Origin of the sequence: Pedobacter jamesrossensis (genome assembly GCF_042650905.1) — a bacterium.
Taxonomy (GTDB): Bacteria; Bacteroidota; Bacteroidia; order Sphingobacteriales; family Sphingobacteriaceae; genus Pedobacter; species Pedobacter jamesrossensis.
The window spans coordinates 1-21,831 of sequence record NZ_JBHSBY010000025.1; the positions used below are offsets into that span (position 1 = coordinate 1).

Consider the following 21,831-nt stretch of genomic DNA (forward strand, 5'->3'; position numbering starts at 1 on the left):
AAAAAAGCATACTATACGGCGCAAAAGGCGTATAAGTAGAAGAAAGTAATAAAGAGTACACGGGGGATGCCTTGGCTCTCAGAGGCGATGAAGGACGTGATAAGCTGCGATAAGCTTCGGGTATTTGCAAATAGGAATTAATCCGAAGATTTCCGAATGGGGCAACCCGGCATGTTGAAGACATGTCACATATAATGAGCAAACCTGCCGAACTGAAACATCTAAGTAAGCAGAGGAAGAGAAAATAATAATGATTTCCTAAGTAGTGGCGAGCGAACGGGAAAGAGCCCAAACCTACTTTGTTACGGCAAAGTGGGGGTTGTAGGACTACAATGTGTCATTAGCAAACAGAAGTGGAATGGGATGGGAAGCCCAGCGATACACGGTGATAGCCCGGTACACGTATAGAATGCTAGGCTAGTAGTATCCTGAGTACCGCGAGGTCGGAGACGCCTTGTGGGAATCTGCCGGCACCATCCGGTAAGGCTAAATACTCCTGAGAGACCGATAGTGAACCAGTACCGTGAGGGAAAGGTGAAAAGAACCCCGAACAGGGGAGTGAAATAGAACCTGAAACCGTGTACTTACAAGCGGTCGGAGCGTCCAGGTGGCGTGACGGCGTGCCTTTTGCATAATGAGCCTACGAGTTACTCTTCTCTGGCAAGGTTAAGTGTTTAAGACACGGATCCGAAGCGAAAGCGAGTCTGAATAGGGCGTATAGTCAGAGGAGGTAGACGCGAAACCTTGTGATCTACCCATGGACAGGTTGAAGGTGCGGTAACACGTACTGGAGGACCGAACCGATAAACGTTGAAAAGTTTCCGGATGATCTGTGGGTAGGGGTGAAAGGCTAATCAAACTGGGAAATAGCTCGTACTCCCCGAAATGTTTTTAGGAACAGCGTGGATATTAAGTTATATAGAGGTAGAGCTACTGATTGGGTGCGGGGGAGTCAAATCCTACCAAATCCAGACAAACTCCGAATGCTATATAATATGGTCTGCAGTGAGGCCCGGGGTGCTAAGGTCACGGGCCGAGAGGGAAAGAACCCAGACCATCAGCTAAGGTCCCTAAGTGTACGCTAAGTTGAACTAACGAGGTCCGATTGCACAGACAGCTAGGATGTTGGCTTGGAAGCAGCCATTCATTTAAAGAGTGCGTAACAGCTCACTAGTCGAGCGATCGGGCATGGATAATAAACGGGCATTAAGTGTATCACCGAAGCTATGGGATTGAAATATATCGGTAGGGGAGCATTCTATATGCAGCGAAGGTATCTGGTAATGGGTGCTGGAGCGTATAGAAAAGCAAATGTAGGCATAAGTAACGATAAGGCGGGAGAGAAACCCGCCCACCGAAAGGATAAGGTTTCCTGATCAACGCTAATCGGATCAGGGTTAGTCGGGACCTAAGGAGAACCCGAATGGGATATTCGATGGACAACTGGTTAATATTCCAGTACTTTTTATAACTGCGATGTGGGGACGGAGTAGTGACACTGCCGCGAACTGACGGAATAGTTCGTTAAAGGTTGTAGGTATTAGGACGGTAGGCAAATCCGCCGACCTAGCTGAAAACTAATAGTACCGCGAGGCTTCGGCTGAGTGGATAGAGCAGGTAAACAGACTTCCAAGAAAAACCGCTAAGCTTCAGGTTATAAAAACCCGTACCGCAAACCGACACAGGTATCCGGGAAGAGGATTCTAAGGTGCTCGAGTGAATCATGGCTAAGGAACTCGGCAAAATGGCCCTGTAACTTCGGGAGAAGGGGCGCTGGCAGCAATGTCAGCCGCAGTGAAAAGGCCCAGGCGACTGTTTAACAAAAACACATGGCTTTGCAAAATCGAAAGATGAAGTATAAGGCCTGACACCTGCCCGGTGCTGGAAGGTTAAGAGGGGATGTCATCCGCAAGGAGAAGCATTGAATCGAAGCCCCAGTAAACGGCGGCCGTAACTATAACGGTCCTAAGGTAGCGAAATTCCTTGTCGGGTAAGTTCCGACCTGCACGAATGGTGTAACGATCTGGGCGCTGTCTCAGCCATGAGCTCGGTGAAATTGTGGTCCCGGTGAAGACGCCGGGTACCCGCAACGGGACGGAAAGACCCCATGCACCTTCACTACAATTTAACATTGACATTGGATACAGGATGTGTAGGATAGGTGGGAGGCTTTGAAGCGGCGTCGCTAGGCGTCGTGGAGCCAACGTTGAAATACCACCCTTTCTGTATTCGGTGTCTAATCCCGCTAGTCGGGAGACATTGTTTGATGGGTAGTTTGACTGGGGTGGTCGCCTCCAAAAAGGTAACGGAGGCTTTCAAAGGTAAGCTCAATACGCTTGGTAACCGTATGAGGAGTGCAATAGCATAAGCTTGCTTGACTGTGAGACAGACAAGTCGATCAGGGTCGAAAGACGGATATAGTGATCCGGTGGTTCTGCATGGAAGGGCCATCGCTCAAAGGATAAAAGGTACGCTGGGGATAACAGGCTGATCTCCCCCAAGAGCTCATATCGACGGGGAGGTTTGGCACCTCGATGTCGGCTCGTCACATCCTGGGGCTGGAGAAGGTCCCAAGGGTTCGGCTGTTCGCCGATTAAAGTGGCACGCGAGCTGGGTTCAGAACGTCGCGAGACAGTTCGGTCCCTATCTGTTGTGGGCGTAGGAATTTTGAGTGGGGCTGACCTTAGTACGAGAGGACCGGGTTGGACTAGCCTCTAGTGAATCTGTTGTTCCGCCAGGGGCATTGCAGAGTAGCTACGCTGGGAATAGATAAGCGCTGAAAGCATCTAAGTGCGAAACTAGCCACGAGATGAGAATTCCATATAGGACCGTAGAAGACTACTACGTTGATAGGTTATAGATGTAAAGCTGGCGACAGCACAGTCGAGTAATACTAATCATCCGAAGCTTTCAAAGCAAACAGACTTGTTGTTTGTTCTTCAAAACTTAACTTCTTTCAATCATGTTTAAGGTTTAAGGCTGAAAGGCATAAGGTTTAGGGTTTACCCTCCACCTTTATACCCTCTACCTTCTACCTCAATAAAATATTTAGGTGCCTATATCGGTGGTGTCCACCTCTTCCCATTCCGAACAGAGAAGTTAAGCCCACCAGAGCCGATGGTACTGCGGTAACACGTGGGAGAGTAGGTCGGTGCCAAATCTTAAAAGCCAAAAACAGGCCTTTAACAAGAACCCTTGCAGTAACAACTGTGAGGGTTTCTTCGTTTATAAAAAAATACAAAAAATACAAAAGAGCAAAGATAAAAGACTAAGTTGCTTAATCCCCCTGACGGGGAGAGGCGGTGGGGGAACCTTGAGGTGGGGAAACCATACATAGGCGCTTTTGTATTGGCCACCTAAACCCCATGGGTACGAAAATCCTTTTTGGTATTCAAAAAACTTTAAGCTCTTAGAAAAACTCCAAACCAAAAGATTGAAGCATACAGCAGGAATACTTTAAGCGGTGGGAGAATTGATAGTGATTTGCTCAGGATTATAAAAATCACTTAAAAGTGTAACATATATCATATTTAAAACTGATACTGTTCAATTGTGTTAATATTGTAAGTTTTGCGATAATATTTGGTTATATTTGCATACGATAATATATAATATAGTAATGAGTTTTTTTGCAGATAAGAGAAGGGAAGTAATGGTGCATATTGAAAAATATATGCTAGAATCTATGGGTACGTATTTAAAACCAATTGATACAAATTGGCAGCCGTCTGATTTCTTACCAGATTCTACAAGTGAAACATTTTATCAAGATATTAGAAATTTAAGGGATAGCGCAAAAGACCTTTCATACGATTTAGTTGCTGTTTTAATAGGTGATACAATTACTGAGGAGGCATTGCCGACTTATGAATCGTGGTTAGCCATGGTTGATGGACATAGTCGTGATGAAGAAGGTGGTTGGATGAAGTGGGTTCGTCATTGGACTGCAGAAGAAAACCGTCATGGAGATTTATTGAATAGATACCTTTATTTATCTGGGCGTGTAGATATGCGTCAAATGGAAATTTCTACTCAGTATTTAATTGCTGATGGTTTTGATATTGGTACAGGGCATGATCCTTATCGCAACTTTATTTACACTTCTTTTCAAGAGTTAGCTACCAATGTTTCTCATAGGCGTGTAGCTTCTTTGGCGAAAAAAGATGGCGATACTTTATTATCTAAAATGTGCGGTGTAATTGCATCTGATGAAGCTAGACATGCAAAAGCATACAAAGATTTTATGAATCGAATTTTTGAAGTAGATCCGAATGAAGCTATGCTTGCTTTTGAAGATATGATGCGGAAAAAAATTGTAATGCCTGCTCATTTCTTACGTGAGGTTGGATTGAAAATCGGTCAAACATTTGGCCATTTTACTGATGCTGCTCAACGTTTAGGTGTTTATACTGCGGTTGATTATGTAGAAATTATGCAGCAGTTAATTGTAGATTGGAAAATTGAGGGAATGCGGGATTTAGATGAGGCAGGAGAGAAGGCACGTGATTATATAATGAATTTGCCGTCTAGATTGCTACGTGTTGCAGAGCGAATGAAAAACCCAACTATTGATTATAAATTTAGTTGGATAGCTGGATAGAAATTATTTTATAATATTAAAAAGTCTCGATAATATCGGGACTTTTTTGTTATTCAGCATTTTGTTTTATTCCGAAATTAAGCTGCGTCTTTCATTTTTACTACTAAGATTGTTATGTTTTATATTTCGCAATAGGTTCTTGATTAGCTAATTATACCAGTCTGATTTTTTAATTTCAGTTTTGATAAACTAAATGTTATAACAAAAATAACTCTTGCATTTTTTATAAATAAAGATTATATTTAATATACATTTAGAATAGAACAGCTTGAGAAAGAGTTAAGTGAAAATTTAGGCTGTCTTTGTAATTCCTCCACAGAACCTTATAATATCATCTTTAAGTATAAGGTAAAGCATCCATTTAAGAATTGTTTAAGATATTCAATAAATTATTATGCTATGGAAACTAACCAAATCAATCAGAATTTAGAAAATGCTGAGTCAGCAACGAAGCAAAGTATTGAAAGAAAACATATTTACAAGTTTATCTTATCGCCATTTTCATTCGAATCTTCAAACCATTTTAACAAAATTCATAAAAGAAGATTCCATTCATTTGGTTCAATACACGAATTAGGAAAACTTCCTGGCGCAATGTTTTAAATAAAGCATTGTAGATAGGTTTTTCTAAGAAACCTCTCTGTGCAAGAGAGGTACTAATTTGTATTGCCCCTATACGAGTAAAAAACATTCCAAAAACAACTATCAAAAACAATATTATTTCTTACTTGTTCCTAAAGTACATCAATTTACAATTACTATGGAAAGTAACAAGGAAAAAGGTAAAGTTGTTGAGAATGACTTGCTTAATAAAAATGCAGAAGATATTAAAGATGATAGAAAGCTAGATGAGAATAAATCATCAAAAGTTGCTACTAATTTATTTAATAAAGATCATGGTCGTAAAAACAATCCACTAGGGCCAGGGCATGAACCAGGGAGTACACCAGGTTCTGGAATATAATTCGGAAAAAATACGAGTAAATTTATTAAATTTAAGCCACAGCAGCAGCTGTGGCTTTTTAAATTAATCCCAAAATGGAAAGAAGAAATTTCATCAAAAATTCTGCATTGGCTGTTGCTATGCTTTCTTTATATAAAACAGATGCTTTTGCCCAAAATGAATTTTTACGTGCTTATAATTTTAAGCCATTACGCAATAACGTTGGTATATTTACAGAACAAGGTGGAACCATTGCGTGGTTAAATTCATCGAGCGGTTTTGCGGTTGTTGATGCGCAATTTCCAACTTCGGCACCTCACGTTATTGAAGAATTGAAAAAGCTAGGTGAAAAACCTTTTAAATATTTAATAAATACACATCATCACGGCGACCACACTGCTGGAAACATTGCATTTAAAGGTTTGGCAGAAAAAGTAGTATCGCATCAAAACTCTTTAGTTAATCAAAAAAAGGGAGCTGAAAAAGCTAATAATTTAGATAAACAATTATTACCCGATACCACTTTTGGTACTGGTTGGAAAGCACCAGTTGGTGATGAGAAAATTAGTGCTTATTATTATGGTTCTGGGCACACTAATGGCGATGCAGTGTATCATTTCGAGAAAGCAAATATTGTTCATGTTGGCGATTTGGTTTTCAATCGCAGATTTCCATATATAGACAGAGAAAACGGTGCTCATATTGGCAACTGGATTACTGCTTTAGATAAAATTCAGAGCCAGTTTGATAATGACACCCTATTTATTTGGGGGCATAGCCTAGACCCTGAAAAAGTTACTGGTAATAAAGAAGATATAAAAGCTTATCAAAACTATCTTCAAAACCTGATGACTTTTGTTGGAGGAGAAATAAAAGCAGGTAAAGCCAAAGAAGATATTCTTAAAGCAACTACAATTCCTAATGCAACAGAATGGCAAGGTGATGGAATTCAGAGAAGTTTAGGGGCTGCTTATGATGAATTGAAAGGCGTTTAGGTTTTCAATAAACCCGAAACACAAGAGAAATTTTATCACATTGAACACACAAACCATCGGAAAAGCTTAATCTTTCCAAAGAATACGAAAAGAATCAATTTAAATCTAATTTTATCCTCAACAAAATGAATAATAGTTTGTTAGGATATGAAAAAAAATCTATTTTCAATTTATAAACATTCTATATTTAAAATAATTCTAAACAACTCATCTAAATTAACTTTAACTAGAACCTTATCTCCTATATTTGTGTTACACAAAATCCACTATCAGATATGGATGATTTTATAGCAGCACGTTCCCAGATGGCCTTATCATTGGGCTTTCATATTATCTTTTCTTGTATTGGTATGGTTATGCCGTTTTTCATGGCTGTATCTCACTACAAATGGTTAAAAACAAACGATGAAGTTTATAAGAACCTTACTAAAGCGTGGAGTAAAGGTGTTGCTATATTCTTCGCTACCGGTGCAGTTTCGGGAACCATGTTATCATTCGAATTGGGTTTGTTATGGCCAAAATTTATGGAACATGCAGGGCCAATTTTCGGAATGCCATTTTCATTAGAAGGAACTGCATTTTTTATTGAAGCTATCGCTTTAGGTTTTTTTCTTTACGGATGGAACAAGTTAAATAAATGGTTCCACTGGTTTACTGGAATGGTGGTTGGTGTAAGTGGCTTAGCATCGGGGATACTTGTAGTGGCAGCAAATGCATGGATGAATAGTCCGGCAGGCTTCGACTTTGTTAATGGAAAATATATTAACATCGATCCGATTCAGGCCATGTTTAATAATGCCTGGTTTTCGCAAGCTTTACACATGTGTTTGGCAGCATTTACGGCAACTGGTTTTGCGGTTGCAGGTGTACATGCGCTAATGATATTAAGAAATCAAAATAAAGAATTTCACCTAAAAGCTTTTAAAATTGCTGCAATATTTGCTTGCATCGGTGCTTTACTACAGCCCCTAAGTGGCGATATATCGGCAAAAGATGTTGCCAAACGACAACCTGCAAAGCTTGCAGCAATGGAAGCATTATATAAAACTGAAAAACCTGCACCTTTGCTAATTGGTGGAATTGTAAATGAAAAAGATAAAACCGTTAAAGGTGCAATCAAAATTCCGGGAGCTTTAAGTTTCCTGGCACACGGCGATTTCAGAGCTGAAGTAAAGGGATTAGATAAAATTCCCGAAAACGAACACCCGCCGGTTGCGATAACACACTATGCTTTTCAGATTATGGTTGGAATTGGCACTTTGTTAATGCTAATTTCAATAGTCTACTTTTTTAACCTAATCAGAAAAAGAACGCTTTTAGAAAAACGCTGGTTACTTAAACTTTTTGTATTTGCCATACCGTTGGGTTACATTGCTTTAGAGGCAGGCTGGGTGGTTACGGAGGTTGGTAGGCAACCATGGATTATTTATGGTGTTATGCGCACTAAAGATGCAGTAACGCCAATGCCAGGTATTGCTTATTCATTTTATATTTTCTCTGCAATTTATTTTTCGTTGAGCATCATAGTAACGTTTTTACTCTATCGCCAAATTAAAATGGTTCCGGTATTGTATAATAAAACTGAATCAAATAATAATTAACCACAGCTAAACTTAATACTGTAATTATTTTCATAAATATGGAATACGTTGTAATCACCTTTTTATGTTTAGGAATTCTACTCTATTTTCTTTTAGGGGGAGCTGATTTTGGCGCTGGAATAATCGAACTTTTTACTTCTACAAAAAATAGGAGTAGAACAAGAAAAACCTTATATCAGGCGATTGGTCCTGTTTGGGAGGCTAATCACATGTGGCTCATTATTGCAATTGTTATTTTGTTTGTGGGTTTTCCACACATTTATACTACAATGTCGGTTTACTTGCACATTCCTTTGTTAATAATGCTTATTGGCATCATTGCTAGAGGAACAGCTTTTGTTTTTCGCCACTATGATGCCGTAAAAGATGATATGCAATGGCTGTACAATAGAATTTTTAGGTATTCTAGTTTTGTAACCGCACTTTTCCTCGGTATTATTGCTGGAAGCTTAATTTCAGGACATATTGATACCGATGCAAAAGATTTTATGTCGGCCTATATTTGGGGTTGGTTAAATTGGTTTTCTATTGCGGTAGGCTTTTTTACAGTTTCGTTGTGCGGCTTTCTTGCTGCTATTTACCTCATTGGAGAAACCACTGATGACCATGATAAACGCCGCTTCATTAAAAAGGCAGAATTAATGAACATCGCTGCAGTTATTTTTGGAGGCATCGTATTTATAGCTGCAGAGCGTGATAAAATCCCATTAGCCGACTGGGTTTTTAAAAACACGGTTGGTTTAACCGCAATTATTTTAGCTAGTTTATCGTTAGTTTTACTTTGGTATTTATTAATCAAAGGCAAAACAAAAATATTGCGGGTGTTAGCGGGTTTTCAGGTAACTATGATTTTGCTGGCAATTAGTTATGCGCATTTCCCAAATTTTATCCGACTAAAAAATGGAGGTGCAATTTCACTTTTCGAAACTGTTGGTCCTGAGAAAACCATTTATAGCCTAGGCTTAGCGCTGTTGTTAGGTAGTATTTTAATTCTACCTTTCTTGGGCTATTTGTTTTATAAGTTTAAAAAGAAAGAAGAGTAACTTATAATAATTTTTACTTTATCAGGTTTAGAAAAACTGAGATAAAATAAAAACAAAAAAGGAGCAACTGTTTCCAAATGCTCCTTCTAAAATATTATAAAAGCTTAATTACATTCCGCCTTTACGGTTTGATTTAGTTTGAACTGGCCATGTTGCTTGTTTGCCTGTGCGCTCATTTACAGGTAAATCAGTTGATTTTTCTGTTGAAGTTTTTTCAGGATCTTCGCAAGCCATATACACCATAATTGCAGCTAAAATTACATTACTACGAATTTCATCGAAAACTAATTTATCATAACTATCACGGTTGGTGTGCCAAGTGTAAGTTCCGTAATCCCAGCTGGTAGAACTTAAAGAATAACCCAATGCACCTGCAGCAACGAAAGATGCAAAGTCAGAACCACCAGCACCTGGTGTTCCCGGGAAATTTGTTTTAATTTGATTTTTAATCGTATCCGGAACTTTTGCTAACCAACGGGTGATGTAATCTTTCGATTTAGCGAAACCTTGTCCGCCAATGTTAACCACACGACCAGTTCCATTATCCTGATTAAATAGAGCCTGCAAGTTACTTACAATCTCTGGGTGGTCTTCAACAAACGCTCTAGAGCCGTTTAAACCTTGTTCTTCGCTTCCCCAATGGCCAACTAGTATGGTTCTTTTAGGGTTTGGATAGAATTTTTTTAAAATGCGCATCGCCTCCATCATCATAATCGTTCCTGATCCATTATCTGTTGCGCCACTTGCACCATCCCACGAATCGAAGTGTGCCGACAACATTACATATTCATTTGGTTTTTGCTTGCCTTTAATCTCAGCAATGGTATTAAAAGTTGGAACAACACCTAGTTTTTTAGATTCTGATTCAATTTTAAGCATTGGTTTGTTACCATTTAAAGCTAAACGATAAACTAAGCCATAATCTTCAACCGATAAATCTAATGTTGGAACTTTAGTGGTATTTGCGCCAAATATTTTATCTACACCAAAACCTTGCGACCAGTTATTAATTACTACTGCAACTGCACCAGCATTTTCTAAAGCTACAGGAAGTGTTTTTGCATTATATCCTGTTTTAGCCATGCCAGCCGTGTACGCTTTCATGGCCTCAGCTTTTTCTTTTTTAAATTTCTCGAATAAATCCTTTGTTGCAAATTCTTCCCAGTTTTTTTCTGGGCGTCCAGAAATTTGGTTCATAGAAATTAACACAACTTTACCTTTAACATTTGGTAACCATTTTTGAAAAGCTACAGAATCGGTAATTTCAGGAAGAATTATAGCTTCAGCATTAATTGCTTTACCATTTGTTGATGGACTCCAAGCTAATTGCGTTCCGTCCAAAGTTCTCACTCTTGGACTTATTAAATCAATATGAGTAATGCCTCTTTCCCAGCCTGCCCAATCGCCCCATTTCTCATTTTTTGCTGAAATCCCCCAATCGCTATATTTTTTAACTGCCCAATCATTTGCTTGTTTCATTTGAGGAGAGCCAACTAAACGTGGACCAACAACATCTAAAAGCTCGTGAGCCAGTTTTTCTAATTGTGAGTTTTGGTTTACTTCTTTCACAATGTTGTCAATCACTTTACTGTCTTGGGCAAAAACAAAGGACGATGTAAAAAGGAGTAGGGTTGGTAAGAGTAGTCTTTTATTCATAATAAGGGTTAGTTTTATTTGATGAGGCTAATTTAACTAATTAGGGGATGGGAGTGGTGATGTTAATGGAAATGTTGCAGAGATATAAGGTTGCACTTCATTGCGATGCAAGAAACAATCTTATTTGATAATTTAATTAGGAATTCCCTGTCCAAAGAAGCTTACTTCTGCTTGCTAAAGAGCTGCCTGATAGGGAGGATTGGTTTTTTAGATTATGGAGAAGAAAAATCAAACCCAATAATTACAAAACCTATGTAATCTAAACCTGATTGGCGTGAAAAGACCACAGCGTAGCGAGGACTTGAAAGAAAAAGCAGGGCTGAATTAACCGAAGTTATTCAAACCCTGCTTTTCTAAATTTCAATTAACTAGTTAAAACAATTAATCGGTTAACCCGAAAACTAATTATTCATCATTTTAATAAAAGCAGCCAATTTTGCTTTCATGGCTCTTCTATCTACGATAAAATCGAGGAAACCGTGTTCTAAAACAAACTCGGAAGTTTGGAAACCTTTTGGCAAATCTTTTTTAATGGTTTCTTTAATTACCCGAGGACCTGCAAAGCCGATTAATGCGCCTGGTTCTGCGATGTTGATATCGCCTAACATTGCATAAGATGCAGTAACTCCGCCTGTTGTTGGGTCGGTTAGTAAAGATATGTAAGGGATTTTTGCTTGACTTAATAATGCCAGTTTTGCTGATGTTTTAGCCATTTGCATTAGTGAAAATGCGGCTTCCATCATGCGTGCACCACCGGATTTTGAAATCATTAGAAACGGAATTTTATGTTTGATAGAATAATCGATAGAACGGGCAATTTTTTCGCCAACTACCGAACCCATAGAACCGCCAATAAATGCAAAATCCATACAAGCAATTACTAAATCCTGTCCATCAATTTTACCAACACCTGCACGAATTGCATCTTTTAAGCCTGTTTTAGCCTGGCTTTCTAAAATTCTCTCTGTGTAAGGTTTATTGTCGTTAAAACTTAAAGGATCGCCAGATGTTAGGTTAGCAAAAAGTTCTTTAAACTCGTTATTATCAAATAAAACCTCGAAGTATTCTTTAGAACCTACTCTCAAATGGTAATCGCAGTAGTGGCAAACGTATTTGTTTTCCTGTAATTCTGTTTGATGTAGCGGTTTTTTGCAATTCGGACACTTATTCCACACGCCATCTGGTGCCTCTTTCTTCTCTTCGGTTGTGGTAATGATACCTTTATTTTCTCTCTTAAACCAAGCCATATAATTTTTTAAAGAATTGGATTGCAAAGAAACGAAAAATATAATAAAGTCAGACTTTATTATACGTTAAATAGTCAATGACTTGTTGGTTCATAGTTAATTGTACATGGCTAATGCTCTAAGTTGATTAATTAAAAACTTATGATGGCCAATTTGCAGATACAAATTGCTAACTATAAAGTGTGTAATTTTTACACTATGGATAATGTGTTTTTTACACTAAATAGCCCCTATTTGGTTGTTAGGCAAATAATTCTATTAATACAAAAGCTTGAAATGTTATTTTTTTTCATAACTTCGAACTTAATAAAATTAACAAGAGATGAGTTTAAAAGGCTACAAAGGCGTAATTTACGGAGATGCCGTTCAAGAATTATTTGAGCAGGCTAAAAAACATCAGTTTGCTTTACCAGCAGTAAATATAACCGGTACAAATACGGTTAATGCGGTATTGGAGACTGCCAAGGCAGTAAATTCGCCAGTTATGATTCAGTTATCTAATGGAGGTGCGCAATTTTACGCAGGTAAATCTTTAGATAATGAGAAATTGCAAGCATGTATCTTAGGTGCTGTATCGGCAGCTAAACATGTACATTTATTGGCAGAACATTATGGTGTTGCCGTGGTTTTACATACAGACCACGCCGCTAAAAAATTGTTGCCCTGGATTGATGGCCTTTTAGACCATGGTGAAAAATTCTTTGCAGAAACAGGAAAACCTTTGTTTTCTTCTCACATGTTAGATTTATCAGAAGAATCTATTGAAGAGAACATGGAAATTTCTGCAAAATATCTTGCTCGCATGGCAAAAATGAATATGACTATCGAAATTGAACTTGGTGTTACAGGTGGTGAGGAAGATGGTGTTGATAATAGCGATGTAGATAGTTCGAAATTATATACTCAACCAAGTGAAGTTGCTTATGCTTACGAAGAATTGAGTAAAGTTTCTCCTCGTTTCACAGTTGCTGCTGCTTTTGGTAACGTTCATGGTGTTTACAAACCAGGTAATGTTAAGTTACAGCCAGTAATTTTGAAAAACTCTCAAGATTTTGTTAAAGAAAAATTCAATTTAACTGCAGAGAAGCCTATTAATTTTGTTTTTCACGGCGGTTCTGGTTCTTCTCAGGAAGAAATTAGAGAAGCAATTTCTTATGGTGCTATTAAAATGAATATCGATACTGATATGCAATGGGCATTTTGGGAAGGTATTTTAGGCTATTACAAAAAGAACGAAGCTTATCTTCAAGGCCAGATTGGTAACCCAGAAGGCGATGATAAACCAAATAAAAAATATTATGACCCACGTGTTTGGTTACGCAAAGGTGAAGAGGCATTTGTTAAACGTTTAACAGTTGCTTTCGAAGATTTAAATTGCATTAACGCAAACGATAAATTATAAGAAGCTGATTTTTACGACTAGATTAATGGTTTAGTCATTCGAAAATCATTCATTCAAAAATTAAATAAAGCGCCATAGGTTCAAAAACTTATGGCGCTTTTGTTTGTTTTATGGTATATTTAAGCAAATAATGTGTGATGACAAAATCTAAAAAAGACACCAAAAAAAATAATTTTTTTGAGAAATTTGCTAATGCTGCAACAAAATTTACTGGTAGTTCAGTTGCTTTTATTTCAGCTACTTCCATAGTTATTCTTTGGGCGGTTACGGGTCCACTCTTTAATTATTCTGAAACCTGGCAATTAGTTATAAATACTGGAACAACTATTATAACATTTTTAATGGTTTTCTTGATTCAAAAAGCACAGAATAAAGATGGAAAAGCAATTCAATTAAAGCTAAATGAGCTTATTGCTGCTCAGCAAGGAGCAAGTAACCGAATGGTTGATATAGAGGATTTAAGTGAAAAGGAATTAGATCAGTTACATAAATTTTACGTTACTATTGCTACACTTGCCAAAAAAGAGGCCGATATTCATTGTTCACATTCGATAGATGTGGCTAAGGAATTAAATGAAATGAAATTAAAAACGAATAAACACTTTAAACATCAAAAATAATGAGTCTGCTAGTTCAAAAAGTTAACCATACCGAAGATTTAGATAAAGTATTTGCAATTCGCAAAATTGTATTTGTAGATGAACAGAGTTGCCCTCCAGAATTAGAATGGGAGCATGAAGAGGAATCTACTCATTTTTTGGCTACAAATAATGGCCAACCTTGTGGTGCTTGCCGATGGAGGAAAACTGACGCTGGTTATAAGTTGGAGCGCTTTGCTGTGTTAAAAGATTTTAGAGGACAGGGTGTTGGACGTGCTTTAATTGCAGAAGCACTTTCTGATTTGCCTGAGGATGCACACTATATTTATTTGAATTCGCAATTAGATGCAATGAGTTTATATGCCAAATTTGGTTTTGTTGCCGAAGGTGAGCAGTTTGAAGAAGCAGGGATTCAACATTTTAAAATGGTTAAACAAGTTTAACATTAAAGGTTAAGCTTATTTATATTGCTCTGCGCTAGATATTTTTAACCGCTATTGTTTAATAGTTGGCTCAATTAAATCCCAAAGATTACCATATAAATCTTCAAAAACAGCAACTTTGCCATAGTCTTCTACAATGGGTGGTCTGATTATTTTTATGTTATTAACAATTAAATTTTGATAATCCAGATCAAAATTATCGGTATGTAAAAACAAGAAAACACGACCACCAGATTGGTTGCCTACAGCATCTTTTTGTTTTTTGTTTACTGCTTTTGCCAATAATAAGGCACATTCATTGGCACCTTTTGGTTTAACTAAAACCCATCGCTTTGTTTCATTTAAATATGTGTTTTCGACTAAATCAAAGTTTAATTTTTTAGTGTAAAATTCAATGGCTTTGTCATAGTCATGCACCAATATTGCAATATGCATTAAATGTTGTTTCATTTTTTTAACATTGGTTTTGGAGTAAAAATACGCTAAACATTTCCAAAAATCTTTTCTGATAAGTTCATTGCCTCATTCCATTTATTCATATTAAGGTTTAAATGCTCTCCTTTAGAAGTTAAGAAAGAAATCACATCTTCAGTTGCAATGTTACCAGTTAAATCATCGGCTGCCATTGGGCACCCACCAAAGCCTTTTAAAGCAGAGTCTATCCTTTTAACGCCAGAACAGTAAGCTGCATCAATTTTTTCAAAGCGCTCTTTAGGAGTAGAGTGTAAATGAATTCCAATCTCAGTTTCAGTAAATTTCGATATTAATTTCGGTAAAATACTTTCAATCTTTTCTGGTGTAGAAACGCCAACGGTATCAGCCAAAGAAAGAATTTTAACACCTTTAGTAACCAAAACATCTGCCCATTTTTCTACAATATCGTAATTCCATTCATCTCCATAGGGGTTTCCAAATCCCATTGATAAATAAACAACCGCAGTTTTATTGTTTTTCTCACAAAGCGAAAGCATTTCTTCAACAACATTTAGCGATTGAGCTATGCTTGAATTTGTATTTCGTTGTTGAAAGGTTTCGGAAATGGAAAAAGGAAAACCAAGATAAGATATCTCTTGGTGTTGAACAGCGTTTTCTACACCTCTTAAATTCGCTACTATAGCCAAAAGCTTAGTCGCAGTATTAGTTAAATCCAAATTTGCCAATACTGCTGTAGTATCTGCCATTTGAGGAATTGCTTTTGAAGAAACGAAACTCCCAAAATCTAGCGTATCGAAGCCAACCTGAAGTAGTAAATTTAGATATTCTGATTTGAGCGCAGTGGGTACAAAATCGTGTAATCCTTGCATGGCATCACGCGGACATTCGACTAATTTGAATTTGTTTTGGCTCATTTTATACTAATTTAACCGCAAAGTGCGCAAAGTTTTTCGCAAAGAAAAGAAGCGAAAGTAAAACAAATATTTATTTATGAACTTGTTCTAAAGACTAAAGACTAAAGACTAAAGACTAAAGACAACTAAACTTTAACTACCTCTTTGTTAGTAACTTCTTCGCGGTAATCTATACTTCTGTCTTTTGCAAAGGTTCTGATAATTAATCTTGTCCCTCTGTCGTAGCTGAAATAACTCCAAACCCAATTTATAAAAACGATAATTTTATTTCTGAAACCGACTAAAGTCATTAGGTGCACGAACATCCAGGTAAACCAAGCAAAAACGCCTTGAAAACGGATTTTACCAATATCTACAACAGCTTTATTTCTACCAACGGTTGCCATAGAGCCTTTATCGAAATACTTAAATTTCTCTAAGGGTTTATTTTCTAAAATATTGATTAAGTTTTTAGCCAATTGATGCCCTTGCTGAATCGCAGCTGGAGCAACACCAGGGTGGCCATTTGGTGTGTCTTCATCAATTATAGCAGCAACATCGCCAATAGCATAAACGTTAGGATAACCAACAATCAAGCTTTGAGTATCCGTTTTTAACCTTCCGCCACGAACAATTTCTGCTTTTTCCAAACCCGGAATAATCTGACCTTTAACGCCAGCGCTCCAAATTACGGTAGAACTTAATATTGATGGCTTGTCTTGTAAAGTAAGTGTATGTCCATCGTATCCCAAAACTCTGGTTTCGTTCATCACCTGAACACCCATTTTAATTAAAAACTCTTTAGATTTTTCTTGTGCCTGTGGCGACATTGGCCCTAGTAACTCTGGTGAGTTTTCTATTAAGTATATATTTACCTTACTTAAATCCATTTCTGGATAATCGTTAGGAATAACATGCTTCTTAAGCTCTGCAATAGCACCAGAAGTTTCTACACCTGTTGGACCGCCGCCAACCACTACAAAGTTTAATAATGCACTCTTTTTGTCTAAATCAGTTTCGATTAATGATTTTTCGAAATTTTGTAGAATAAGGCTTCTTAAATCTAGTGCTTCAGGAATAGATTTCATTGGCATGGAGTTGGCCTCAATTTCTTTATTGCCAAAGAAATTACTGGTAGAGCCTGTTGCAATTACTAAGTAATCGTAAGAAATTCTGCCAATATCTGTAACCAAACAATTTTCTGCTGCATTAACTTCTGTAACTTTTGTAACTCTGAATATTAAGTTTTTTTGTCCTTTAAAGATTTTACGCAATGGAAATGCAATAGAATCTGCCTCTAAACCACCTGTGGCCACCTGGTAAAGTAATGGTTGAAAAGTGTGATAGTTATGTTTATCTAACATAACTACCTGAAATGGTTTATTTTTTAATCTTTTAGCTAATTCAATTCCACCAAAACCACCACCAACTATTACTACTCTAGGGTACTCACTTTTAGGAAGTTGTAAATCCATTTTATCTGCGTTTTATATATGCAAACGTAACAAAAAGATAGCCAAAAGGTTTATTTCTTTAGATTTTGGCAGATAAATAAATCGCTTAGCTTAGATATAACTTTAATATGACGAATTGATTTTTGGTGAGTTTTTAGCAAGGAACTGACTTAAATAAACCTGATGGAAACGAGCATGAAGCGTAGCGAAATAAGTGTACAGGACTATCCGAACAGAAGGATTACTGATCTTGGTTTTCAAAAACCTCACCCTTTGAAAGTTTTGTGCTCTATCAAATTCCAGTTAGTCCCTCTCCTTAAATAGAGGGACAAGTTAGCTACTGCGTTTAACCTGGTAGAAACATAAACTCTTTTTTTTCTACTCTTAATGGAGAACGGCTATGCTGAAATACAAAGCACCACTAAATTTCACAGGGTGAATAAATTTTACTCAAAAAAAACGCCCCAATAAAATTGAGGCGTTTAATATATTTTAAGATTTTTAAATCTTATTTTCTCTTTTCTGCAGAACTACCCAAATCGATTACAATAGGAGTAGAGATACATAATGATGAATATGTACCAATTACGCGACCGATTAACAAGGCGAAAATAAATCCACGGATGCTATCACCACCGAAAATGAAGATTACCAATAACACGAAGAATACGGTTAATGATGTTAAGATAGTACGGCTTAATGTACTGTTCAATGCGAAGTTGATTAAGTTGTTACGTTCTTCGCCATGTAAATCATCTTTGCCAGCTTCTTTCAATTTCTCGCGAATACGGTCAAATACAACAACGGTTTCTGTCATGGTGTAACCCATTACCGTTAAAATAGCAGCAATAAAATCCTGACCAATTTCTAAAGAGAATGGTAAAACACCATCTAAAATTGTGTAGAAAGATAGTACCATTAAAACGTCATGCGCTAATGCAAGTACTGCACCTAAACCATATTGCCATTTTTTAAATCGTACAACAATGTAGATAAACATGAAGATACATGAAATCAATACGGCATAAAATGCTCCGTTTACAATATCGCTAGCAATAATTGGTGTTACCTTTTGCGAGCTTACAATTTCGTATTTAGAACCAGCTAAACCTTTATTTAAAGCATCTTCTACAACTTTATCAGTTTTAGGGTCTTGGTCATCAATATGGAAAGTAGTCGTAATCTTTACCTGACTATCTTCGCCTGCAGTTTTAACTTCAGGAGTTTCATTGTCAAAAACAACGCTTAATTTCGATTTTAAATCTTCGGTGTTAACTGTTTTATCGAAGTGAACTAAGTAAGTTCTACCACCTTTAAAATCTACCCCTAAGTTTAAACCACCATGTTTGAAATACATGCCGATACCAGCAATAATAATTATGGTAGAAATAACATAGTAAATTTTACGACGGCCAACAAAGTTGAAGGCTAAGTTTTTAAATGCATTACGTGTAAAGTTATTATCAAAGCTGATTTCCATTTTGCGATCTAACATCGCTTCGAAAACAACTCTTGAAATGGCTACAGCAGCAAATAATGAAGAAAGGATACCAATACATAAAGTAGTTGCGAAACCTTGAACTGGTCCGCTACCAAATAAGTAAAGAATAGCACCTAAAATGAATACAGTAATGTTAGCGTCTAAAATAGACGGCATTGCATGTTTGAAACCTTCTTTAATTGCAGTTGGAATATTTTTACCTAAAGCAAGCTCTTCACGAACACGTTCGAAGATTAGAATGTTTGCATCAACCGATAAACCGATGGTTAATACGATACCAGCAATACCAGGTAATGTTAATACAGCACCTAATGATACCAAGATACCAATAATGAAGAATAAGTTAATTAACAACGCGAAGTTAGCAACCCAACCCGCACGGTGATAATATAACGCCATGAAGATTAAGATTACAATAAATGCAATTACGAATGAGATTAAACCATCGTGAATTGCCTGCGCACCTAAAGTTGGACCAACTACGAAACTACCTGCAATACGAGCAGGAGCAGGCAATTTACCAGCTTTTAAAATGTTTGATAAATCTTTGGTATCTTCTTGAGTAAAGTTTCCAGAGATAGAAGAAACACCGTTTGGAATTTCATTCTGAACAGTTGGAGCAGAATAAACCTGATTATCTAATACAATAGCAATAGATTTTAAATTATTTCTATCAGCAGAAGCTTCAGCAGTAATTTTTTTCCATTTTGCAGCACCTTCGCTGGTCATGTACATCGTTACTTCTGGTTTACCTTTCTGGTCAAAATCGTTACGAGAATCACTCACCGCTTCACCACCTAAATCTGGTTTTCCATCAGCACTTGTAACCTTAATTGCATAAAGTTCGAATACTTTAGAACCTTCCATTGGTTTAACGCTCCACATAAACTTCATTGTAGAAGGAATAGAAGCAGCAACCTCAGGTGTTTTGAAATATGAGTTTACTTTAGCAGTATCTTTTTGTGCAACCCAACCAACAATTGGTCCGGGGCGTAAAGCCGGCTGACCATTTTCTCCTTGATAAGTTGGAATACTTAAAATAGAGAATAAAGGATTTGATTTTGCAATTGCCGCTTTAGCAGCTGTAGAATCTTTTTTGCCTAAGCCAGCAAGTTTGCCGCCTTTAGTTGTATCAGCAGCAGCTTTTTCTAAGCCAGCTAATTTACCACCAGCTGCAGGCGCAGTAGTAGCATCTTTAGCAACAGCAGTCGTATCTTTTAAAGTAGATGCTAAGGTTTTGTTAATGTTTTCAAGTAAAGAAACAACTTCTTGTATTTGATATACTTGCCAGAATTGTAATTCGGCAGAACCTTGTAAAAGTTTAGAAATACGCTCTTTATCTTGTACACCTGGCATCTCAATTAAGATACGGTTACTACCAGGTTGTTTTTGCATGTTAGGACTTACAACACCAAAACCATCAATACGTGAACGTAAGATTGTAAACGAACGGTCGATAGCACTTTCAGCTTCTTTTGATAAGAAAGACTGAACTTCGCTATTGCTTGCGTTTGGTTTTAATTGTGAAGCATTATCTTGGTTAGAAAAATAATCTGCAAGTTTTACACCCGGACTTAATTTTTCGAAATCATCAACAAATAATTTGATGTAATCTTTACCGCCTGCATTTAACTGGGTTTGCGCATTTTGCAATGCTTTGTTAAAATTAGCATCAGTTGTGTTATCCGCTAAAGATTTAACTAATTCCGCTAACGATATTTCCATCGTAACGTTCATACCACCTTTTAAATCCAGACCTAAATTGATCTCTTTCGATTTAACATCCTGATAAGTAAAGCCCAATAAAGGGTAAACTTTTTCGGTGCTCATCGAGTCTAAGTAAGCCTTTTCTTTGGCTAAATCACCTTTCGCATAGTTTTTGGCGTCTTTTTCCACACTGGATGATACCAAAGTGAAAGAAAGTGCATACGCACAAACGATAGCTAATACTATCGCTATAAACTTAATAAAACCTTTTCCTTGCATTGTTTGTTTAAAATAATTTGTCTTTCGCTGTTTTTTAACAAGTCGGCAAATCTAATTAAATTTTTAAATTATAGAACCCCTTAATTGATAAATTATTAACATTAATTTTTAATAACTGATATGAGGTATAGATTCGTTACATAGAACTGGTTTTAGATAGATAATCTTGCTTAAAATTATTTGAAAAGCAATTGCAGTAACTGTTTGGGTTTGGTTCAGTCCCGCTAATGTTTCAAGCACCGAAAAAAATCGGTGGCTTTCCACTAATATCGGGTTTAGGTGGGAGAGGCAGTTGTTCTGTTTTAGTCAAAAGCCCTCAATTGCATCTTCAAAATATAGGCAGTTAAAGCAACCTGCAATTAGTAATTTGCTGTTGTCGTCTAGTTTTTCAATTCGTTGCCGTTGGTTCAACCAACGGATAACAGTCAAAATATTTATTTCTTCCTTTCTAAAACTTCAAAAGTATAATCATACTTGTTCTTTTCATCAGCCAGATGTGGTTCAGAACTAATCAGGTTCCATTCATTTCTATCAATGGCAGGGAAAAAAGTATCTGCATCGAAAATATGATGAATAGTTGTTAAATAGAGAATATCAGTTTTTGGCAAAGCCTGGCGATAAATTTCTGCGCCACCCACTATAAAAACAGATTTTTGTTCATTTTTGGTAATTTCTAAAGCCTCATCTAAACTATTCACTACTTCAACGCCATCAATTTTCAATGATTCATCTCTTGTAATAACTATGTTTCTACGATTTGGCAACGGCCTTCCAACAGAATCGAACGTTTTGCGACCCATTACCACAGTATGCCCTGAAGTAGTTTGTTTAAAGAATTTTAAATCTGCAGGCATGTGCCATAAAAGCTGATTGTTTTTTCCAATGGCAAAGTTTTCGCCAACCGCTACAGCTATTGCTACCACACCCCCTAAAGGTGATTTTTCATTTCTATCGTTTAACCCCTCCGCCCCTAAAGGGGAACTTGAATTTCCATCGCTCATGCTATTTTTTTAATGTTTTCTGATTTATGCTT

16 protein-coding genes and 2 rRNA genes are annotated in these 21,831 nt (G+C 37.0%); 11 read left to right on the forward strand and 7 right to left on the reverse strand.

Translation table 11 applies throughout. The features are described from left to right. The first annotated feature begins 39 nt into the window (after positions 1 to 39). The 8 genes from ACFOUY_RS04165 to ACFOUY_RS04200 all read left to right on the forward strand — a co-directional run bounded on the left by ACFOUY_RS04165 (position 40) and on the right by ACFOUY_RS04200 (position 9,182). Positions 40 to 2,916, forward strand: a 23S ribosomal RNA gene (locus ACFOUY_RS04165). 132 nt (positions 2,917 to 3,048) lie between these two features. Then, a 5S ribosomal RNA gene (gene rrf, locus ACFOUY_RS04170) occupies positions 3,049 to 3,160 on the forward strand. Between the two features lie 459 nt (positions 3,161 to 3,619). Continuing rightward, complete coding sequence (locus ACFOUY_RS04175) at positions 3,620 to 4,600, forward strand: acyl-ACP desaturase (protein WP_378959199.1); 981 nt, start codon at positions 3,620 to 3,622, stop codon at positions 4,598 to 4,600. A 399-nt stretch (positions 4,601 to 4,999) separates the two neighbouring features. Then, positions 5,000 to 5,203, forward strand: a complete 204-nt coding sequence (locus ACFOUY_RS04180; RefSeq protein WP_378959200.1) for a hypothetical protein — start codon at positions 5,000 to 5,002, stop codon at positions 5,201 to 5,203. A 157-nt stretch (positions 5,204 to 5,360) separates the two neighbouring features. After that, complete coding sequence (locus ACFOUY_RS04185; RefSeq protein WP_378959201.1) at positions 5,361 to 5,564, forward strand: hypothetical protein; 204 nt, start codon at positions 5,361 to 5,363, stop codon at positions 5,562 to 5,564. A gap of 74 nt (positions 5,565 to 5,638) precedes the next feature. Next, on the forward strand, positions 5,639 to 6,538 hold the full coding sequence (locus ACFOUY_RS04190) for an MBL fold metallo-hydrolase (protein ID WP_378959202.1): 900 nt from the start codon (positions 5,639 to 5,641) through the stop codon (positions 6,536 to 6,538). A gap of 275 nt (positions 6,539 to 6,813) precedes the next feature. Beyond that, positions 6,814 to 8,139 (forward strand): cytochrome ubiquinol oxidase subunit I, encoded by a 1,326-nt coding sequence (locus ACFOUY_RS04195; RefSeq protein ID WP_378959203.1) that lies wholly within the window; start codon positions 6,814 to 6,816, stop codon positions 8,137 to 8,139. Between the two features lie 38 nt (positions 8,140 to 8,177). Next, positions 8,178 to 9,182 carry a cytochrome d ubiquinol oxidase subunit II gene (locus ACFOUY_RS04200; RefSeq protein ID WP_378959204.1) on the forward strand — a complete coding sequence of 335 codons (1,005 nt, stop codon included), beginning with the start codon at positions 8,178 to 8,180 and terminating at the stop codon, positions 9,180 to 9,182. Positions 9,183 to 9,290: 108 nt separating this feature from the next. On the opposite strand, the gene ACFOUY_RS04205 is transcribed toward ACFOUY_RS04200, so the two are convergent. Continuing rightward, entirely contained in the window at positions 9,291 to 10,838 is a 1,548-nt protein-coding gene (locus ACFOUY_RS04205; RefSeq protein WP_378959205.1) for a M20/M25/M40 family metallo-hydrolase, read from the reverse strand. A gap of 401 nt (positions 10,839 to 11,239) precedes the next feature. Further along, positions 11,240 to 12,085, reverse strand: a complete 846-nt coding sequence (gene accD, locus ACFOUY_RS04210; RefSeq protein WP_378959206.1) for an acetyl-CoA carboxylase, carboxyltransferase subunit beta — start codon at positions 12,083 to 12,085, stop codon at positions 11,240 to 11,242. A 322-nt stretch (positions 12,086 to 12,407) separates the two neighbouring features. Between accD and fbaA the strand changes: the two genes are divergently transcribed. The 3 genes from fbaA (at position 12,408) to ACFOUY_RS04225 (ending at position 14,529) form a co-directional block, all read left to right on the forward strand. Continuing rightward, positions 12,408 to 13,487, forward strand: coding sequence for a class II fructose-bisphosphate aldolase (gene fbaA, locus ACFOUY_RS04215; RefSeq protein ID WP_378959207.1), 1,080 nt, complete (start codon positions 12,408 to 12,410; stop codon positions 13,485 to 13,487). A 137-nt stretch (positions 13,488 to 13,624) separates the two neighbouring features. After that, positions 13,625 to 14,107, forward strand: a complete 483-nt coding sequence (locus tag ACFOUY_RS04220; protein ID WP_378959208.1) for a low affinity iron permease family protein — start codon at positions 13,625 to 13,627, stop codon at positions 14,105 to 14,107. Further along, positions 14,107 to 14,529: a GNAT family N-acetyltransferase gene (locus ACFOUY_RS04225; protein ID WP_378959209.1), complete on the forward strand. Its 423-nt coding sequence runs from the start codon at positions 14,107 to 14,109 to the stop codon at positions 14,527 to 14,529. Before ACFOUY_RS04220 ends, ACFOUY_RS04225 begins: the two co-directional genes overlap by 1 nt. 51 nt (positions 14,530 to 14,580) lie before the next feature. On the opposite strand, the gene ACFOUY_RS04230 is transcribed toward ACFOUY_RS04225, so the two are convergent. The 5 genes from ACFOUY_RS04230 to ACFOUY_RS04250 form a co-directional block, all read right to left on the reverse strand. After that, entirely contained in the window at positions 14,581 to 14,979 is a 399-nt protein-coding gene (locus tag ACFOUY_RS04230) for a VOC family protein (protein ID WP_378959210.1), read from the reverse strand. 32 nt (positions 14,980 to 15,011) lie between these two features. Continuing rightward, positions 15,012 to 15,878, reverse strand: coding sequence for a hydroxymethylglutaryl-CoA lyase (locus tag ACFOUY_RS04235; RefSeq protein ID WP_378959211.1), 867 nt, complete (start codon positions 15,876 to 15,878; stop codon positions 15,012 to 15,014). Between the two features lie 125 nt (positions 15,879 to 16,003). Next, entirely contained in the window at positions 16,004 to 17,332 is a 1,329-nt protein-coding gene (locus ACFOUY_RS04240; RefSeq protein WP_378959212.1) for an NAD(P)/FAD-dependent oxidoreductase, read from the reverse strand. 487 nt (positions 17,333 to 17,819) lie between these two features. Continuing rightward, positions 17,820 to 20,798, reverse strand: a complete 2,979-nt coding sequence (gene secDF / locus ACFOUY_RS04245; RefSeq protein WP_378959213.1) for a protein translocase subunit SecDF — start codon at positions 20,796 to 20,798, stop codon at positions 17,820 to 17,822. Between the two features lie 434 nt (positions 20,799 to 21,232). Then, positions 21,233 to 21,799, reverse strand: coding sequence for a dihydrofolate reductase (locus ACFOUY_RS04250; RefSeq protein ID WP_378959214.1), 567 nt, complete (start codon positions 21,797 to 21,799; stop codon positions 21,233 to 21,235). Positions 21,800 to 21,831: the final 32 nt, after the last annotated feature.

Excerpts from the sequence above, each read along its gene's own strand:
- ACFOUY_RS04190 (WP_378959202.1), top strand. The coding sequence starts at position 5,639 with ATGGAAAGAAGAAATTTCATCAAAAATTCTGCATTGGCTGTTGCTATG.
- ACFOUY_RS04235 (WP_378959211.1), bottom strand. The coding sequence starts at position 15,878 with ATGAGCCAAAACAAATTCAAATTAGTCGAATGTCCGCGTGATGCCATG.
- ACFOUY_RS04205 (WP_378959205.1), bottom strand. The coding sequence starts at position 10,838 with ATGAATAAAAGACTACTCTTACCAACCCTACTCCTTTTTACATCGTCC.
- ACFOUY_RS04250 (WP_378959214.1), bottom strand. The coding sequence starts at position 21,799 with ATGAGCGATGGAAATTCAAGTTCCCCTTTAGGGGCGGAGGGGTTAAAC.
- ACFOUY_RS04195 (WP_378959203.1), top strand. The coding sequence starts at position 6,814 with ATGGATGATTTTATAGCAGCACGTTCCCAGATGGCCTTATCATTGGGC.
- ACFOUY_RS04225 (WP_378959209.1), top strand. The coding sequence starts at position 14,107 with ATGAGTCTGCTAGTTCAAAAAGTTAACCATACCGAAGATTTAGATAAA.
- ACFOUY_RS04220 (WP_378959208.1), top strand. The coding sequence starts at position 13,625 with ATGACAAAATCTAAAAAAGACACCAAAAAAAATAATTTTTTTGAGAAA.
- accD (WP_378959206.1), bottom strand. The coding sequence starts at position 12,085 with ATGGCTTGGTTTAAGAGAGAAAATAAAGGTATCATTACCACAACCGAA.
- ACFOUY_RS04200 (WP_378959204.1), top strand. The coding sequence starts at position 8,178 with ATGGAATACGTTGTAATCACCTTTTTATGTTTAGGAATTCTACTCTAT.
- ACFOUY_RS04175 (WP_378959199.1), top strand. The coding sequence starts at position 3,620 with ATGAGTTTTTTTGCAGATAAGAGAAGGGAAGTAATGGTGCATATTGAA.
- ACFOUY_RS04230 (WP_378959210.1), bottom strand. The coding sequence starts at position 14,979 with ATGAAACAACATTTAATGCATATTGCAATATTGGTGCATGACTATGAC.
- ACFOUY_RS04240 (WP_378959212.1), bottom strand. The coding sequence starts at position 17,332 with ATGGATTTACAACTTCCTAAAAGTGAGTACCCTAGAGTAGTAATAGTT.
- fbaA (WP_378959207.1), top strand. The coding sequence starts at position 12,408 with ATGAGTTTAAAAGGCTACAAAGGCGTAATTTACGGAGATGCCGTTCAA.
- ACFOUY_RS04185 (WP_378959201.1), top strand. The coding sequence starts at position 5,361 with ATGGAAAGTAACAAGGAAAAAGGTAAAGTTGTTGAGAATGACTTGCTT.
- secDF (WP_378959213.1), bottom strand. The coding sequence starts at position 20,798 with ATGCAAGGAAAAGGTTTTATTAAGTTTATAGCGATAGTATTAGCTATC.
- ACFOUY_RS04180 (WP_378959200.1), top strand. The coding sequence starts at position 5,000 with ATGGAAACTAACCAAATCAATCAGAATTTAGAAAATGCTGAGTCAGCA.